Genomic DNA, 16234 nt, shown 5'->3' with positions numbered 1-16234 from the left:
GCACCCGCTGAATCGGCTTTTGCGCCTGCAAATCCTGGCCTGCCAGCGGCGCAAAGCGGCAGGCCAGAGCGTTTTCAGGCGCGCTTTTTCTGCTGCGCGCGAGGCTGTTGGGCCAGGCGTGCGAACAGGTCTTTCGGGTCGGCCAGGTCCGGCACCAGTTCAAGGGTGCTGCCCACGTCCAGGGCCTTGGCCACGTCCAGCACATAGCGCAGGGCAGAGTAGTCTTCGATGGCAAAACCCACCGAGTCGAACAGGGTGACCTGGCGCGCATTCTCGCGACCGGGCTTCTGGCCGTTGATGACTTGCCACAGTTCGGTGACGGGCGAATCCTGCGGCATATGCTGGATTTCGCCTTCGATGCGGCTTTGCGGTTCGTACTCGACGATCACGCGGGCGCGCTCGACGATACGTCGGTCCAGCTCGGTCTTGCCGGGGCAGTCACCGCCGACGGCATTGAGGTGCATGCCCGGCTCAATCATGTCGTCGGTGAGGATGGTGGCGTAGGCCTTGTCGGCGGTCACGGTGGTGACGATGTCGGCGCCTTTGACCGCTTCGGCCACGCTGCCGGCCAGGATGACCTTGATCGCCGGGAAGGCCTTGAGGTTGGCCGCCAGCTTGGCGGTGGCCTTGGCGTCGATATCGAAAAGGCGGATTTCAGTGATACCGAGCATGGCGTGGAAGGCCAGGGCCTGGAATTCGCTTTGCGAGCCGTTGCCGATCAGCGCCATGCTGCGGCTGTTGTCGCGGGCCAGGTAGCGGGCGACCAGCGCCGAGGTGGCAGCGGTACGAATCGCGGTGGTCAGGGTCATTTCCGCCAGCAGCACCGGCAGGCCGGTGTCGACATCGCCCAGCGCGCCGAAGGCCATCACGGTGAGCATGCCGGCCAGGGTGTTTTTCGGGTGGCCGTTGACGTATTTGAACGCATACAGCGAGGCGTCGGAAACCGGCATCAGCTCGATCACGCCGTCCGGCGAGTGGTTGGCCAGGCGTGCGCATTTTTCGAAGTCCTGCCAGCGCAGGTAGTCGGCGCGAATGTACTCGGCCATTTCGGTAATGCAGGTGGGCAGGCCTTTTTGCGAGACCAGGTAGCAGAGGTCGTTCACGTCGATGTAGCGGGTCATGGCAAGACTCCTTGAGTTATTGGAAGGTGGTGCGGGCCGGCAGATGCACTTCCGCCAGCATGCAGCGGGCACTGCCGCCGCCGATGCGTTCGATGTTGTCGATGTTCACCACCACTGGCCGCGTATGGCGTTCCACGTGTTGGCGCTGGGCGGGCTGCAAGGCGCCCCAGGCGCTGGCGGACATCACCAGCAGCGGCTGGCCGTCGCGGTCGTGGACTTCGAGCATGTTGCCGGCGAACGCCTCCAGCTGATCGAAATCCAGGGCGAGGATGTCCTTGCCGGTATCGCGCAGGGAGCGTTCCAGGGCCTGGCGCTCGTCGGCGTGGGGCAGGGCTTGCAGGCACACCACCGAGAGGTCGCGGCCGACGCTCATCATCACGTTGCTGTGGTAGATCGGCGCGTGGTGGCGGTCGACGGCGTGGAACACGCAGAGCTGGTAGTCGAGGCGTTCGGCGAACTGGCGCAGGGCGTCGTGGTGGGTGCGCCCGGAGTGGCAGGCGTAGCTGATGCGGTGCTGGCGGTCGAGCACCATGCTGCCGGTGCCTTCGAGGAAGATGTTCTGTTGTTCGAGGTGGCTGAGGTCGATGGTGTCCTTGACGGTAAATCGCTGTTCCAACACTTGCAGCACGCCTTTGTTGCGTTCCAGTCGTCGGTTCTGGCCTTCCATCGGGTACAGCACCAGGCTGCCGTCGGCGTGGCTGCTCCACCAGTTGTTGGGGAAGATCGAGTCGGGTGTATGGGGCGCCGGGGTGTCCTGCACCACCAGCACTTCCACGCCATGCTGGCGCAAGGTGGCGACATAGCCGTCGAACTCTTCCAGCGCTTTCTGCTGTGCGCTGAGCGGGTCGAGGGGCGGGCGTTGGAAACGGTTGTTGATCGCGGTGTCCGGGTTGAAGGCAAAGCGCGCCGGGCGAATCATCAAGACGGTGTTGGTGGTTTGCATGGGTGCACGGGTCCATGGGTTGAGCTGTGGGAATAGTGTGTGGCTTGTGCGGGATGAATCCCGGCTGAAAGCTTGGGAAGGCTCAGCCGGGAAAGCTGAAAAGGGTAATGGCACAGCCGAATCGGCTGTAGGGGGTGGAATGCGATCAACTGTAGGAGCCGGCTTGCCGGCGATAGCGCCGGGTCTGACACACCGCTATCGCTGGCAAGCCAGCTCCTACATTAGTATGGGGGCGGTCGTGAAACCCGAGCCAGGAAGGAGAATGTATGTCTACCGCCGTTCGTACTGCCCAAACCGCCGATGCCGAGGGGATCAGCCAGGTCATTCTGGCGGCCCTGCACAGCAGCAATGCGCGGGACTATCCGGCGGATGTGATTGCGCGGGTTGCCGCTAACTTTACGCCTGAGGCGGTGCTGGAACTGCTCAAGCGTCGCGTGGTGCTGGTGGCGGTTCAAGAGCGGGTGATCGTTGCCACTGCGGCCCTCGATGGCAATGTGGTGCGCTCGGTGTTCGTCAACCCGGCGCTGCAAGGACAGGGCATTGGTCGGCTGTTGATGATCGAGATTGAGCTACGCGCCCGCGAAGCCGGAGTGACGGTGCTGAGCGTGCCGTCTTCGCTGACAGCCGAGCCGTTCTACGCCAAGCTGGGGTTCCATACCGTGCGCGACGTCTACCACGGCAACGAGCGTACGCTGGTGATGGAAAAAGCGCTGCTGTCGCGCCACCCTATCGGGCCGTACCGCGACCGCCCGCACCGGGCGCAGGTGGTGGCGTTATGGCAGGAAGCATTCGGCTATGACACGGCGCATAACCTGCCGACGCTGGCGATTGATAAAAAGCTGGCGGTCAACGACGGGCTGTTTTTCGTCGCGATGGACAAAAAAACCGTGATCGGGACGATTCTGGCCGGCTACGACGGGCATCGCGGCTGGCTGTATTCGGTGGCGGTGCACGCTGACTATCGGCGGCATGGCCTGGGGTCGTCGCTGGTGCGGTATGCGGAACAGGCATTGACGGCGCTGGGCTGCGTGAAGATCAACCTGCAGATCACCAGTGGCAATGACGCGGTGGCGGGGTTTTACGAGGCGCTGGGGTATGGGGTGGAGCCGAGGATCAGCATGGGCAAGAAGATTGCCGAAAACATCCCGAAGAACGGCGCGTAAACCTGTAGGAGCCGGCTTGCCGGCGATGAGGCCCTTGAATTCATCACAGTATTCAAGGCAGCCATCGCCGGCAAGCCGGCTCCTACAGGGTTTATGGGTTAGACCTTGACGATCCAGCCGGCGGGGGCTTCGACGTCACCGGTCTGCACGCCGGTCAGCTCTTTGTAGAGCTTCTGGGTGATCGGGCCGACTTCGGTTTCGCTGTGGAACACGTGCAGCTTGCCGTTGTACTGGATGCCGCCGATCGGCGAGATCACCGCAGCCGTACCGCAGGCGCCGGCTTCCTTGAACTGGTCGAGCTTGTCGATGAACACTTCGCCCTCGATCACGTCCAGGCCCAGGCGGGTCTTGGCCAGTTCGATCAGCGACAGGCGGGTGATGCCTGGCAGCACCGAAGGCGACTTCGGCGTGATGAACTTATTGTCGTGGGTGATCCCGAAGAAGTTGGCCGAGCCGACTTCTTCGATTTTCGAATGGGTCATCGGGTCCAGGTAGATCGCATCGGCAAAACCGGATTTCTTCGCTTCGGAACCTGGCATCAGGCTGGCGGCGTAGTTGCCACCGACCTTGGCGGCACCGGTGCCCTGTGGCGCGGCGCGGTCGAAGGTGGATATCTGGAAATTGTGTGGCACCAGGCCGCCCTTGAAGTAGGCGCCGACCGGAATGGCGAACACGGAGAAAATGAACTCCGGCGCAGTGCGCACGCCGATGTTGTCACCGGTGCCGATCACGAACGGGCGCAGGTACAGGGCGCCGCCGCTGCCGTACGGCGGGATGAAGCGCTCGTTGGCCTTGACCACTTGTTTGCAGGCTTCGATGAAGTCTTCGGTCGACACATGCGGCATCAGCAGGCGTGCGCAGCTGCGCTGCATGCGGGCGGCGTTCTGGTCCGGGCGGAACAGGTTGATCGAACCGTCCTTGCAGCGATAGGCCTTGAGGCCTTCAAAGCATTGCTGGCCGTAGTGCAGGGCGGTGGAGCCCTCGCTGATGTGCAGCACGTTGTCGTCGGTCAGGGTGCCTTCTTGCCATTCGCCGTTTTTCCAGACCTGGAGAAACCGCTTGTCGGTCTTGATGTAGTCAAAACCCAGCTTGTCCCAATTGATGCTTTCGTTACCCATGACACCCTCTATCGTTGGTCAAGTCGGTTTTTTTCTGGATGGGCGCAACAATACTTCATTCTTGGCCGGTGTGGGAGCGGGTGGGCGGACCATTCAGCCTCTGTAATGGCTGATCCACCGCTATCGCAGGCAAGCCAGCTCCCACATTTGCAATGCATTCCACTGTGGGAGCCGGGCTTGCCCGCGATGGCCTCACCTCGTTTTTACAGGTGCAGCGCGTGGCCCAGGGCCCTTAACGCGGCTTCCTGCACGGCTTCACCGAGGGTCGGGTGGGCGTGGATGGTGCCGGCCACGTCTTCCAGGCGCGCGCCCATTTCCAGGCTCAGGCCGAAGGCGGTGGACAGTTCCGAGACACCCACTCCCACGGCCTGCCAGCCGACGATCAGGTGGTTGTCACGGCGCGCCACTACCCGCACGAAGCCGGTTTTCGACTCCAGGGTCATCGCCCGGCCATTGGCTGCGAACGGGAAGCTCGACACGATGCAGTCCAGGCCAGCGGCCTTGGCTTCATCGGGGGTCTTGCCGACCACCACCAGTTCCGGGTCGGTAAAGCACACCGCCGGGATCGCGGCCGGGTTGAATTCGCGGGGTTTACCGCTGATCAGTTCGGCCACCATCTCGCCCTGGGCCATGGCGCGGTGCGCCAGCATCGGCTCGCCGCTCAGGTCGCCGATGGCATACACGTTGCGCATGCTGGTCTGGCAGCGGCTGTCGATCTTGATCGCTGCGCCGTTCATCTCCAGGTTCAGCGCTTCGAGGTTCCAGCCTTGGGTGTTGGGTTTGCGACCCACGGCAACCAGCACCTGATCCGTTGCCAGCGACAGGGTGTCGCCATTCGGGTCGCGTACTTGCAGGCTGCCATCGGCAAAACCCGTGACGCTGTGCTTGAGGTACAGCTTCACGCCCAGTTGCTTGAGGGATTCGTTGACCGGCTGCGTCAGCTCGGCATCATAGGCCGGCAGGATGCGGTCCTGGGCCTCGACCACACTGACCTCGGCGCCGAGCTTGCGGTAGGCAATCCCCAGCTCCAGGCCGATATAGCCGCCACCCACCACGATCAAACGCTTGGGCACTCGCGTTGGCGCCAGCGCTTCGGTGGACGAAATGATCGGCCCGCCAATCGGTAGCATCGGCAGGTTGACGCTTTTCGAACCGGTGGCCAGCAGCAGGTGTTCGCACTGGATGCGCTGGTGGCCGACGTCGACGGTCTTGCCGTCCACCACCTTGGCCCAGCCGTGGATCACCTGCACTTTGTGTTTCTTCAGCAGGGCGGCGACGCCGGTGGTCAGGCGGTCAACAATGCCGTCTTTCCATTCCACGCTTTTGCGGATGTCCAGGGTCGGCACATCCACTTCGATGCCCAGTTGCGAACCCTGGCTGTGGTGGATGGTTTGCTGGAACTGTTCGGCCACATGGATCAAGGCCTTGGACGGAATGCAGCCGATGTTCAAGCAGGTACCGCCCAGCGCCTGGCCTTCCACCAGGATGGTCGGGATGCCCAGTTGGCCGGCACGGATCGCCGCCACATAACCGCCTGGGCCGCCGCCGATGATCAGCAGCGTGGTATTCAATGTCTGCGTCATGCCTTACTCCAGGAACAGGCTGGCGGGTTGTTCGAGCAGGCCGCGAATGGCCTGGATGAATTGCGCCGCGTCCATGCCATCGACCACGCGGTGATCGAACGAGCTGGAGAGGTTCATCATCTTGCGCACCACGATCTGGCCCTTGATCACCATCGGCCGCTCGACGATACGGTTGACGCCCACGATGGCGACTTCCGGCAGGTTCAGCACCGGCGTGCTGACGATGCCGCCCAAAGCGCCGAGGCTGGTCAAGGTAATGGTGGAGCCCGACAGTTCATCCCGACTGGCCTTGCCACTGCGCGCAGCCGTGGCCAAACGGGCGATTTCCTCGGCGTTGCCCCACAGGCTGCGGGCTTCGGCGTGACGCACCACCGGCACCATCAGGCCTACGTCGCTCTGGGTGGCGACCCCTACGTGTACCGCGCCAAGACGGGTGATGACCTGGGCTTCATCGTCGTAACGTGCGTTGATCTGCGGGAAGTCCCGCAATGCCACGACCATGGCGCGCACGATAAACGGCAGCAGGGTGAGCTTGCCGCGCGTGGCGCCGTGCTTCTCGTTGAGGTGCACACGCAGCTCGTCGAGGGCGGTGACGTCGATCTCTTCCACATAGCTGAAATGCGCGGCACGACGGGTGGCGTCCTGCATGCGCTGGGCGATCTTGCGGCGCATGCCGATCACCGGGATCTGTTCTTCGGTGTGGCGTTCGGCGTAAGGGTTGGCAGCCGTTGATGCCTTCGCCGTACCTTGTTGGAGGTAGGCGTCGAGGTCTTCGTGCAGGATCCGGCCTGCCGGGCCAGTGCCCTGGACCAGGCGCAGTTGGATACCTGCATCCAGCGCATGCTTGCGCACAGCAGGGGACGCCAATGGGCGTTCGTCAGCTTCACGTGCCACAGGCGCTTGGGCCGCAACTACCGGCGCAGGTTTGCTTTCAACCACCACCGGCGCAGGCTTGGCTTCAGCCACCGGCGCGGCCTTAGGCGTTTCCTTCACGGCGGGTGCTTCCTTGGCGTTGCCCGCGCCTTCCACTTCAATGCTGATCAGGATACTGCCCACGGCCATGACTTCACCCGGCTCGCCGCCGAGGGAGATCACTTTGCCGTGCACGGGCGAGGGAATGTCCACCATCGCCTTATCGGTCATTACATCCGCCAGCACCTGGTCTTCGACGACCATGTCGCCGACCTTCACATGCCACACCGACAGTTCAACTTCCGCAATGCCTTCGCCAATGTCCGGCATCTTGATAACGTGCGTGCCCATTCAGACCTCCATGACCCGTTTCAACGCCGCGCCCACTCGGGACGGCCCTGGGAAATACGCCCACTCCTGCGCGTGCGGGTAGGGGGTGTCCCAACCGGTGACGCGTTCGATCGGCGCTTCCAGGTGGTGGAAGCAATGCTCCTGCACCAGCGACACCAGCTCGGCACCAAAGCCGCAGGTGCGCGTGGCTTCATGCACCACTACGCAACGGCCGGTCTTCTTCACGGAGTTGACGATGGTTTCCAGGTCCAGTGGCCACAGGCTGCGCAGGTCGATGACCTCGGCGTCGATGCCGGTTTCTTCGGCGGCAACTTGCGACACGTACACGGTGGTGCCATAGGTCAGCACAGTGACGGCCGAACCCGGACGCACGATGGCGGCCACGTCCAGCGGCACGGTGTAGTAACCGTCGGGCACCTGGGCTTGCGGGTGTTTCGACCACGGGGTTACCGGGCGGTCGTGATGGCCGTCGAACGGGCCGTTGTACAGGCGCTTGGGCTCCAGGAAGATCACCGGGTCATCGTTTTCGATGGAGGCGATCAGCAGGCCCTTGGCGTCATAAGGGTTCGACGGCATCACCGTGCGCAACCCGCAAACCTGGGTAAACACCGCTTCGATACTCTGGCTGTGGGTCTGGCCGCCGTAGATGCCGCCGCCGCAGGGCATGCGCATGGTCAGCGGCGCGGTGAACTGCCCGGCCGAGCGGTAACGCAGGCGCGCGGCTTCGGAGATGATCTGATCGGTGGCAGGGTAAACGTAGTCGGCGAACTGGATCTCGGCGACCGGGCGCAGGCCATAGGCGCCCATGCCCACGGCCACGCCGATGATGCCGCTTTCGGAGATTGGCGCGTCAAACACCCGCGAGCTGCCGTACTTGGTCTGCAGGCCTTCGGTGCAACGGAACACGCCGCCGAAGTAGCCGACGTCCTGGCCGAACACCACCACGTTGTCGTCACGTTCGAGCATCACATCCATGGCCGAGCGCAGGGCCTGGATCATGGTCATGGTGGTGGTGGTCATGGCGGTTTCCACTTCAATGCTGTTGTTGTGATCGTTCATGTCAGATCCCCAACTCTTGACGCTGGCGCTTCAAGTGCTCCGGCATCTCTTTGTAGACGTCTTCGAACATGGTCGCGGCGCTTGGAATCTGGCCGCCGGCAAGGGTGCCGTACTGTTCGGCTTGTTTTTGCGCCGCAATCACTTCGGCTTCAAGTTCGGCACTGACCGCCGCGTGTTCCTCTTCGGACCACTGGCCAATGTGGATCAGGTGCTGCTTGAGGCGCGCAATCGGGTCGCCCAGGGGGAAGTGGCTCCAGTCGTCGGCGGGGCGGTACTTGGACGGATCATCGGAGGTGGAATGCGGGCCGGCGCGGTAGGTGACCCACTCGATCAGCGTCGGGCCCAGGTTGCGGCGCGCACGCTCGGCAGCCCAGGCGGAAGCGGCGTACACCGCGATGAAGTCGTTGCCGTCCACACGCAGGGAGGCGATGCCACACCCCACGCCGCGTCCGGCAAAGGTGGTGGCTTCGCCGCCGGCGATGGCTTGGAAGGTGGAAATGGCCCACTGGTTGTTGACCACGTTAAGGATCACCGGCGCGCGGTACACGTGGGCAAAGGTGAGGGCGGTGTGGAAGTCGGATTCGGCGGTGGCGCCGTCGCCGATCCAGGCGGAAGCGATTTTGGTGTCGCCCTTGATCGCCGAGGCCATGCCCCAGCCCACGCCTTGTACGAACTGGGTGGCGAGGTTGCCGGAAATCGTGAAGAAGCCAGCGTCTTTCACTGAATACATGATCGGCAACTGACGGCCCTTGAGCGGATCACGCTCGTTGGACAGCAGTTGGCAGATCAGGTCCACCAAGGGCACGTCGCGAGCCATCAGGATGCTTTGCTGGCGGTAGGTGGGGAAGCACATGTCGTCGATGTTCAAGGCCAGGGCCTGGGCGCTGCCGATGGCTTCTTCGCCAAGGCTCTGCATGTAGAACGACATTTTTTTCTGACGCTGGGCGACCACCATGCGGTTGTCGAAGATCCGCGTCTTGAGCATGGCGCGCATGCCTTTGCGCAGAATCTCGACGGGGACGCTTTCAGCCCAGGGACCGAGGGCCTGGCCCTGGTCGTCGAGCACGCGGATCAGGCCCTTGGCCAGGTCGGCGGTGTCGGCGGGTTCTACGTCGATGGCGGGTTTGCGCACCAGGCCGGCGTCGGTCAGGCGCAGGTAGGTAAAGTCGGTCTTGCAGCCTGGGCGTCCCGAGGGTTCAGGGACGTGCAGGCGCAGTGGTTCGTACTGCTGGGTCATGGCTTTCTACGCTCTATCTTGTGAATTTCTTGTAGTGGGCGCGCTAGCTGACAGTCAGACTCCGGGTAGGAGAAATCTTGTCCTACAACAATCATAGGCGTGGCGTAGAAGAATATTTATCTCTGTTTCGTTGCGCTCAAGACCATTTGCGGATAAAAAAACTGCATAAACATAATAAACAGGTGATTTTGTCTCATGCGCAAACTGGACCGTACCGATATCGGCATTCTCAACGCCCTGCAGGAGAATGCCCGCATCACCAACGCCGACCTGGCCCGCTCGGTCAACCTGTCGCCCACGCCGTGTTTCAACCGGGTGAAGGCGATGGAAGAACTGGGCCTGATTCGAGACCAGGTCACGCTGCTCGACGCCGACCTGCTGGGCCTGCACGTCAACGTGTTCATCCACGTGAGCCTGGAAAAGCAGAATGAGTTGGCATTGCAGCAGTTCGAAGGTGCGATCTCCGACCGGCCCGAAGTGATGGAGTGCTACCTGATGGCCGGCGACCCGGACTACCTCATCCGCGTGCTGGTGCCGACGATCCAGTCGCTGGAACGCTTCATGATGGACTTCTTGACCAAGGTGCCGGGCGTGGCCAACATCCGTTCCAGCTTCGCCCTCAAGCAGGTGCGCTACAAAACCGCGTTGCCGCTACCGGCCAACGGCATCAACCTGGGTTAGAGGTGGTTGACCGGAATCTTCAGGTACACCACACCATTGTCCTCCGCCGGCGGCATATTCCCCGCCCGCACATTCACCTGGATCGCCGGCAGCAACAGCGTCGGCATCCCCAGCCCTGCGTCGCGCGTGGTGCGCATCTCGACAAACGTGGCTTCATCCACGCCATCATGCACATGGATATTCCCCGCGCGCTGCTCGGCCACCGTGGTCCTGCACTTAGCCTCACGGCCTTCAGGCGGGTAGTCATGGCACACGTACAACTCGGTTTCCAACGGAAACGCCAGCAACTTGCGCATCGACGCATACAACTGCCGCGCATCGCCGCCAGGAAAATCACAGCGCGCCGTGCCCACGTCCGGCATGAACAGCGTATCGCCCACCAGGATCAGCCGGTCGTCGATCAGATAGGCCATGTCCGCCGGCGTATGCCCGGGCACATGCAGGGCCTGGGCCTTGATGGCGCCGATATGAAACACCTCATCCGGCGCAAACAAGTGATCGAACTGCGAGCCGTCCACGCGAAATTCCGGCTCCAGGTTGAACAGGTTCTTGAACACGTCCTGCACTTTACTGATGGATTGGCCAATCGCGATCTTGCCGCCCAGCGTGCGACGCAGGTAAGGCGCGGCAGAGAGGTGATCGGCGTGGGCGTGGGTTTCGAGCAGCCACTGCACCTGCAGGCGATGTTCGCGCACATAGGCAATCACCTTGTCGGCCTGGCGTGTGTCGGTGCGACCGGAGGCGGGGTCGTAGTTGAGGACCGAGTCGACGATGGCACAGGGGCCATCATCTGATTCGTGCAGGACATAGGTGTAGGTCGACGACGCCTCGTCCAGAAAGGCTTGTATCAACGCGGGCATGGCGGCGGTCCTTGTAGTGGATTGCGGCTTACATTCGAGATGTTTTCCACATAGGCTTGCGAGCTTAAGTGAAAAAAACGGTCCGAGGCAAAGGATCGACCTGTAACGGAACGTGACGCCACACGGCAACGCTCCTTGTGTGCATCGAATTAAAAAGGCGATAGACCATGACCGAACAACACTGGGGCCCTACCATCAGTGGCGATATCGTAGTCATCGGCGGCGGTTCGGCGGGCATAGGCCTGCTGGCCAGCCTGCTCAAGCGCGACCCCCACCTGAATATCACCTTGATTGAACCGAGCGACCACCACTGCTACCAGCCTGCCTGGACCCTGGTGGGCGGCGGCGCCTACGACCTGGAAAAGACCCGTCGCCCGCTGGCCGACGTACTGCCCAACGGTGTCACCTGGGTGCAGGCGGCCGTCACCGAACTGCTGCCGGACGAGCAAACGCTGGTCCTCGACAATGGCCAGCGGGTGAGCTGGAACAACCTGATCGTGTGCCCCGGCCTGCGCCTGGCCTGGGAGAAGGTCGAAGGCCTGCAAGACACGCTTGGCAAGCATGGCGTCACCTCCAACTACAGCTACCAGCACGCCGCCTACACCTGGCAGTTGGTGCAGCAACTCAAGGGCGGCAAGGCGATCTTTACCCAGCCGGCCATGCCGATCAAATGCGCGGGCGCGCCGCAGAAAGCCCTGTATCTGTCCTGCGACCACTGGCTCAAGCACGGCGTGCTGAAAAACATCGACGTCGAATTCGACCTGGCCGGCGCCGCGCTGTTTGGCGTGGCGACCTTTGTGCCGCCTTTGATGAAGTACGTGGAAAAGTACAACGCCCGCCTGGCGTTCAACGCCAACCTGGTCAAGGTCGACGGTCCGGCACGCAAGGCCTGGTTCGAAGTGAAGGATGCCGAAGGCACGGTCAGTATTGAGGAAAAAACCTTCGACATGCTGCACGTGGTGCCGCCGCAAGTGTCGCCGGATTTCATCCGCCAAAGCCCGCTGGCCGATGCGGCGGGCTGGTGCGAAGTGAACCCCCACAGCCTGCAACACCTGCGTTACCCACACATCTTCGGCCTGGGTGACGTGTGCGGTACCACCAACGCCAAGACTGCCGCTGCAGTGCGCAAGCAGATCGTGGTGGTCGCCGAAAACCTGTTGGCCCTGCGCAAACAGGCGCCGCTGCCGCTCAAGTACGACGGCTACGGTTCCTGCCCGCTGACGGTGGAGAAGGGCAAGGTGGTGCTGGCCGAATTTGGCTACGGCGGCAAGCTGCTGCCGACCTTTCCCCTCGACCCAACCCAGGCGCGTCGCTCGATGTGGTTCCTCAAGGCCACCTTGCTGCCGTGGTTCTACTGGAATGGCATGCTCAAGGGCCGCGAGTGGCTGACCCGCCTGAGCAAGGTGGACTGAATGCTGCTGGCCAGTGTGTTGGGGTTATTGATGGGCCTGGTCATGGGCCTGACGGGTGCGGGCGGCGGCATCCTCGGGGTGCCGGCGCTGGTACTTGGGCTGGGCTTGAGCATGACCCAGGCCGCGCCGGTGTCGTTGCTCGCTGTGGGCGCGGCAGCGGCGGTGGGGGCCATCGACGGTTTGCGCCACGGCCTGGTGCGTTACCGCGCCGCGTTGCTGATCGCCTTGCTGGGCGCGCTGTTTTCGCCGGTGGGGGTGTTTCTTGCCCACCAACTGCCGGAAGCGCTGCTGATGGGCCTGTTCAGTGCATTGATGGTGCTGGTGGCCTGGCGCATGTTGCAGCGCGAAAAACGCGAGGCGGGGCCGAGTGACCATGGCGCCGCGTCCTGGGGCCAGAAGAACTGCATGCTCGACCAGCAGACCGGGCGCCTGGCCTGGACTGCCAAATGCAGCGCGACCCTGGCGGCCCTCGGCGCGGTGACCGGTGCCGTGTCCGGCTTGCTGGGCGTCGGCGGTGGCTTCTTGATCGTGCCGGCGTTCAAGCAACTCACTGACGTGCAGATGCGCGGCATCGTCGCCACCTCGTTGATGGTGATCAGCCTGCTCTCGCTGATCGGCGTGGCCGGCGCGTTCCATGCCGGTGTGCGCATCGAGCCGCTGGGCGGGGTGTTTATCGGCGCGAGCATCGTCGGCATGCTGGCCGGGCGGCGCCTGTGCTCGGTGATTCCCGCGCGTACCTTGCAGGTGGGGTTTGCCAGCCTGTGTGTACTGGTGGCCGTTGGCATGTTGGTCAAGGCCGGTCTTACATCCTAAGTGCCGGGCTTGTGACGGGGCCCGTCCTACGCCGAAGTTGCCGGGCACCCGCTGCCCGTACAAGACCGCGCTCGTTTGGAGGGTCAATCACCGCCTCGACATGGCAAGATGAACTCCGCTCAGGTTTACTACTCCCTGAGTAATGGTTTTACCGACATCCTGCGTCGGGTCATCTAGGTCATCGAATGAACAAATACACCCCTCACACCTGGGAGCCCCATGAGCGGCCAAGCCTGCCTGGCTCGCCGTCGACGCCGTTGCACCCCACCCACAAGCGGTGGCTGTTTGCGATGGTGGGCGTGCTGGTAGCGATTACTGGGGGGTTGGGTAATGCGCTGGTCATTGCCAACCTGCAATACCTGCAAGGTGCTCTCGGCGCGACCACCGCCGAAATGGCCTGGCTGCCCGCCGCCTATGTGATGACCAACGTGTGCATGAACCTGCTGCTGGTGAAGTTCCGCCAGCAGTTCGGCCTGCGCGCGTTCACCGAGGTGTTCCTGGTGCTGTATGCACTGGTGACGTTCGGGCATTTGTTCGTCAACGACCTCAACTCCGCCATCGCCGTGCGAGCGGCCCACGGCATGGTGGGCGCGGCGCTGAGTTCATTGGGTTTGTATTACATGATCCAGGCCTTCCCGGCCAAGTGGCGCTTGAAGGCCTTGGTGCTGGGGTTGGGCACGGCGCAATTGGCCTTGCCACTGGCGCGGCTGTTCTCCGAAGACCTGCTGCAAATCGCCGAATGGCGCGGGCTGTATCTGTTTGAACTGGGCATGGCGCTGATCTGCCTGGGCTGCGTATTCCTGCTCAAGTTGCCGCCCGGTGACCGCTTCAAGACCTTCGAAAAACTCGACTTCCTCACCTTCGCCATTCTTGCAACCGGGGTTGCCTTGCTCTGCGCCGTGCTGTCCCTGGGCCGAATCGACTGGTGGCTGGAAGCGCCGTGGATCGGCGTGGCCTCGGCCTGCTCGCTGGTGCTGATCATGGCCGGGCTGGCCATCGAGCATAACCGCGCCAACCCGATGCTGATGACCCGCTGGCTGGGCAGCGGCGTAATGATCCGCCTGGCATTGGCGGTGGTGCTGATTCGCATGGTGCTGTCCGAACAGTCCACTGGCGCCGTGGGGTTCATGCAGATGCTGAACATGAGCTACCAACAGATGCACACGCTGTACGTGGTGATGCTGGCCGGAGCGATCGCGGGCCTGGCGGTCAGTGCGCTGACCATCAACCCGGCGCATTTGCTGATGCCGCTGGTGATTTCCCTGGCACTGATGGCGACGGGGTCGGTGATGGACAGCTTTTCCAGCAACCTCACGCGGCCGCAGAACCTGTATATCAGCCAGTTCCTGCTAGGCTTCGGCGGTACGTTCTTCCTGGGGCCGACCATGGTGCTGGGCACCAAGAACGTGCTGACCAACCCGCGTAACCTGGTGAGTTTTTCGGTGATGTTCGGGATCTGCCAGAACCTCGGCGGGCTGATTGGCGCGGCGTTGCTGGGCACGTTCCAGATTGTGCGCGAGAAATATCACTCCAGCATGATCGTCGAACATTTGACCTTGCTGGACCCGCGTGTGGCCGCGCGGGTGCAGAGCGGCGGCTCGGCCTACGGCGGCATTGTCGCCGACCCCGAGCTGCGCAACTTGATGGGCATTCGTAGCCTGGCCACGGCGGCAACCCGCGAGGCGAACGTGATGGCCTACAACGATGTCTTCATGCTGATCGCGATCATCGCGATACTGACCATGATCTGGATCTTTATCCGCAGTCTGTGGCTGATGAGCACCACCCAGGCAGCAGCCACTCCCGTTCAACCCAGCGGCGCTTCTTCATGACCGAACCGACTTCCACCACCACGACCACCAACGCCATCGCCTCCACCCCGGAGGGCAGCACACCGCCCGGCGCCACGGTGACCGAGCCGCGCTCCTTGCGGGTGCGCATCGTCTCGTCCCTGGGCTTTGCCGCGATTGCCATCGTCGGGGTGCTGATCGTGTTGTATGCCTGGCAGTTGCCACCGTTCAGCAGTGCCGTGGAAACCACCGAAAACGCCTTGGTGCGTGGGCAGGTGACAATTATCGGCCCGCAGCTCAGCGGCTATGTGTTCGAAGTGCCGGTGCAGGACTTCCAGTACGTGAAGGCCGGCGACCTGCTGGTGCGCCTCGACGACCGCATCTACAAGCAGCGCCTCGACCAGGCGCTGGCACAACTGGCGGTGCAGAAGGCCTCGTTGGCGAATGTGGTGCAGCAGCGCAACAGCGCCGAAGCCACCATCCAGTTGCGCCAGGCGGCATTGGCGGACAGCCAGGCGCAGGCGCGCAAGAGCACCGCCGATCTGCGTCGCAATGAAGAACTGATCAGTGACGGTTCGGTGTCCAAGCGTGAGTTGGACGTGACCCGCGCCGCCAACGCGCAAACCATCGCGGCGGTGGCCCAGGCCCAGGCCAGCCTGGAAATCGCACGTCAGGACCTGCAGACCGTGATCGTCAATCGCGGCTCACTGGAAGCGGCCGTGGCGAGTGCCGAGGCGGCGGTGGAGCTGGCGCGCATCGACCTGTCCAACACCCGCATCACCGCGCCACGCGACGGGCAACTGGGGCAGATTGGCGTGCGCCTGGGGGCCTACGTCAACTCCGGTGCGCAGTTGATGGCGCTGGTGCCGAAGCAACTGTGGGTGATCGCCAATATGAAGGAAACCCAGATGGACAATGTGCAGGTCGGCCAGCCGGTGACCTTCACCGTCGATGCCCTGAACCACCGCAAATTCCACGGCACGGTGCAGCACATTTCCCCGGCCACCGGCTCGGAGTTCAGCCTGTTGCAGGCAGACAATGCCACCGGCAACTTCGTGAAGATCGCCCAGCGCGTGCCGGTGAGGATCACGGTGGACCCCGACCAGGCCGAGAGCGAGCGGTTGCGGCCGGGGTTGTCGGTGGTGGTGAGCATCGACACGGCAGGACGCCTTAAAAACAGCCCGCCCTGAC

Annotated in this window: 14 protein-coding genes; 6 read left to right on the top strand and 8 right to left on the bottom strand. The window is 63.0% G+C overall.

Annotated features, from left to right (window positions below):
- Nucleotides 1-74 precede the first annotated feature (74 nt).
- Nucleotides 75-1121 (bottom strand): ornithine cyclodeaminase, encoded by a 1047-nt coding sequence (locus tag AC0IYN_RS29920; RefSeq protein ID WP_099492967.1) that lies wholly within the window; start codon nt 1119-1121, stop codon nt 75-77.
- A 16-nt stretch (nt 1122-1137) separates the two neighbouring features.
- The gene (gene ctlX, locus AC0IYN_RS29915) at nt 1138-2064 is read right to left on the bottom strand and encodes a citrulline utilization hydrolase CtlX (RefSeq protein WP_078049311.1); all 927 of its coding nucleotides are present in this window, start codon (nt 2062-2064) and stop codon (nt 1138-1140) included.
- Between the two features lie 266 nt (nt 2065-2330).
- Here ctlX and AC0IYN_RS29910 point away from each other — a divergent pair, with 266 nt between their 5' ends.
- On the top strand, nt 2331-3227 hold the full coding sequence (locus AC0IYN_RS29910) for a GNAT family acetyltransferase (RefSeq protein WP_457248714.1): 897 nt from the start codon (nt 2331-2333) through the stop codon (nt 3225-3227).
- A 98-nt stretch (nt 3228-3325) separates the two neighbouring features.
- Here AC0IYN_RS29910 and AC0IYN_RS29905 read toward each other — a convergent pair whose 3' ends face one another.
- The 5 genes from AC0IYN_RS29905 to AC0IYN_RS29885 all read right to left on the bottom strand — a co-directional run bounded on the left by AC0IYN_RS29905 (nt 3326) and on the right by AC0IYN_RS29885 (nt 9487).
- Entirely contained in the window at nt 3326-4345 is a 1020-nt protein-coding gene (locus tag AC0IYN_RS29905; RefSeq protein ID WP_406598985.1) for a branched-chain amino acid aminotransferase, read from the bottom strand.
- A 203-nt stretch (nt 4346-4548) separates the two neighbouring features.
- Nucleotides 4549-5928, bottom strand: a complete 1380-nt coding sequence (lpdA, locus tag AC0IYN_RS29900) for a dihydrolipoyl dehydrogenase (RefSeq protein WP_471844632.1) — start codon at nt 5926-5928, stop codon at nt 4549-4551.
- Nucleotides 5929-5931: 3 nt separating this feature from the next.
- On the bottom strand, nt 5932-7191 hold the full coding sequence (locus tag AC0IYN_RS29895; protein ID WP_457239785.1) for a dihydrolipoamide acetyltransferase family protein: 1260 nt from the start codon (nt 7189-7191) through the stop codon (nt 5932-5934).
- Nucleotides 7192-8250 (bottom strand): alpha-ketoacid dehydrogenase subunit beta, encoded by a 1059-nt coding sequence (locus tag AC0IYN_RS29890; RefSeq protein ID WP_034107322.1) that lies wholly within the window; start codon nt 8248-8250, stop codon nt 7192-7194. It abuts the gene before it with no gap.
- Between the two features lies 1 nt (nt 8251).
- Entirely contained in the window at nt 8252-9487 is a 1236-nt protein-coding gene (locus AC0IYN_RS29885; protein WP_406598982.1) for a 3-methyl-2-oxobutanoate dehydrogenase (2-methylpropanoyl-transferring) subunit alpha, read from the bottom strand.
- A gap of 195 nt (nt 9488-9682) precedes the next feature.
- On the opposite strand from AC0IYN_RS29885, the gene bkdR reads away from it, so the two are divergent.
- Complete coding sequence (bkdR, locus tag AC0IYN_RS29880; RefSeq protein WP_010209335.1) at nt 9683-10168, top strand: Bkd operon transcriptional regulator BkdR; 486 nt, start codon at nt 9683-9685, stop codon at nt 10166-10168.
- Here the strand turns inward: bkdR and AC0IYN_RS29875 are convergent.
- A complete protein-coding gene (locus AC0IYN_RS29875) occupies nt 10165-11028 on the bottom strand; it encodes an MBL fold metallo-hydrolase (protein ID WP_471844628.1) in 864 nt (287 codons plus the stop codon). The two genes, bkdR and AC0IYN_RS29875, sit on opposite strands and share 4 nt — an antisense overlap.
- Before the next feature lie 167 nt (nt 11029-11195).
- On the opposite strand from AC0IYN_RS29875, the gene AC0IYN_RS29870 reads away from it, so the two are divergent.
- From AC0IYN_RS29870 to AC0IYN_RS29855, 4 genes are all read left to right on the top strand, one after another.
- The gene (locus AC0IYN_RS29870; protein WP_471844626.1) at nt 11196-12440 is read left to right on the top strand and encodes an NAD(P)/FAD-dependent oxidoreductase; all 1245 of its coding nucleotides are present in this window, start codon (nt 11196-11198) and stop codon (nt 12438-12440) included.
- Nucleotides 12441-13253, top strand: a complete 813-nt coding sequence (locus AC0IYN_RS29865) for a sulfite exporter TauE/SafE family protein (protein WP_457248718.1) — start codon at nt 12441-12443, stop codon at nt 13251-13253.
- Nucleotides 13254-13438: 185 nt separating this feature from the next.
- Nucleotides 13439-15085 carry an MFS transporter gene (locus AC0IYN_RS29860; RefSeq protein WP_406598978.1) on the top strand — a complete coding sequence of 549 codons (1647 nt, stop codon included), beginning with the start codon at nt 13439-13441 and terminating at the stop codon, nt 15083-15085.
- The gene (locus tag AC0IYN_RS29855; protein ID WP_458374942.1) at nt 15082-16233 is read left to right on the top strand and encodes an HlyD family secretion protein; all 1152 of its coding nucleotides are present in this window, start codon (nt 15082-15084) and stop codon (nt 16231-16233) included. The genes AC0IYN_RS29860 and AC0IYN_RS29855 overlap by 4 nt, the downstream gene beginning before the upstream one ends.
- Nucleotide 16234: the final 1 nt, after the last annotated feature.

It is taken from the genome of Pseudomonas sp. AC112 (assembly GCF_979253545.1).
Note: the sequence above shows the minus strand (reverse complement) of the source record. Positions and strands in the feature narration are given on the sequence as shown.

Bases quoted from the DNA above. Each gene is read 5' to 3' on its own strand.
- lpdA (WP_471844632.1), bottom strand. From the start codon at position 5,928: ATGACGCAGACATTGAATACCACGCTGCTGATCATCGGCGGCGGCCCA.
- AC0IYN_RS29920 (WP_099492967.1), bottom strand. From the start codon at position 1,121: ATGACCCGCTACATCGACGTGAACGACCTCTGCTACCTGGTCTCGCAA.
- ctlX (WP_078049311.1), bottom strand. From the start codon at position 2,064: ATGCAAACCACCAACACCGTCTTGATGATTCGCCCGGCGCGCTTTGCC.
- AC0IYN_RS29870 (WP_471844626.1), top strand. From the start codon at position 11,196: ATGACCGAACAACACTGGGGCCCTACCATCAGTGGCGATATCGTAGTC.
- AC0IYN_RS29885 (WP_406598982.1), bottom strand. From the start codon at position 9,487: ATGACCCAGCAGTACGAACCACTGCGCCTGCACGTCCCTGAACCCTCG.
- AC0IYN_RS29860 (WP_406598978.1), top strand. From the start codon at position 13,439: ATGAACAAATACACCCCTCACACCTGGGAGCCCCATGAGCGGCCAAGC.
- AC0IYN_RS29890 (WP_034107322.1), bottom strand. From the start codon at position 8,250: ATGAACGATCACAACAACAGCATTGAAGTGGAAACCGCCATGACCACC.
- AC0IYN_RS29905 (WP_406598985.1), bottom strand. From the start codon at position 4,345: ATGGGTAACGAAAGCATCAATTGGGACAAGCTGGGTTTTGACTACATC.
- AC0IYN_RS29865 (WP_457248718.1), top strand. From the start codon at position 12,441: ATGCTGCTGGCCAGTGTGTTGGGGTTATTGATGGGCCTGGTCATGGGC.
- AC0IYN_RS29855 (WP_458374942.1), top strand. From the start codon at position 15,082: ATGACCGAACCGACTTCCACCACCACGACCACCAACGCCATCGCCTCC.
- AC0IYN_RS29875 (WP_471844628.1), bottom strand. From the start codon at position 11,028: ATGCCCGCGTTGATACAAGCCTTTCTGGACGAGGCGTCGTCGACCTAC.
- AC0IYN_RS29895 (WP_457239785.1), bottom strand. From the start codon at position 7,191: ATGGGCACGCACGTTATCAAGATGCCGGACATTGGCGAAGGCATTGCG.
- bkdR (WP_010209335.1), top strand. From the start codon at position 9,683: ATGCGCAAACTGGACCGTACCGATATCGGCATTCTCAACGCCCTGCAG.
- AC0IYN_RS29910 (WP_457248714.1), top strand. From the start codon at position 2,331: ATGTCTACCGCCGTTCGTACTGCCCAAACCGCCGATGCCGAGGGGATC.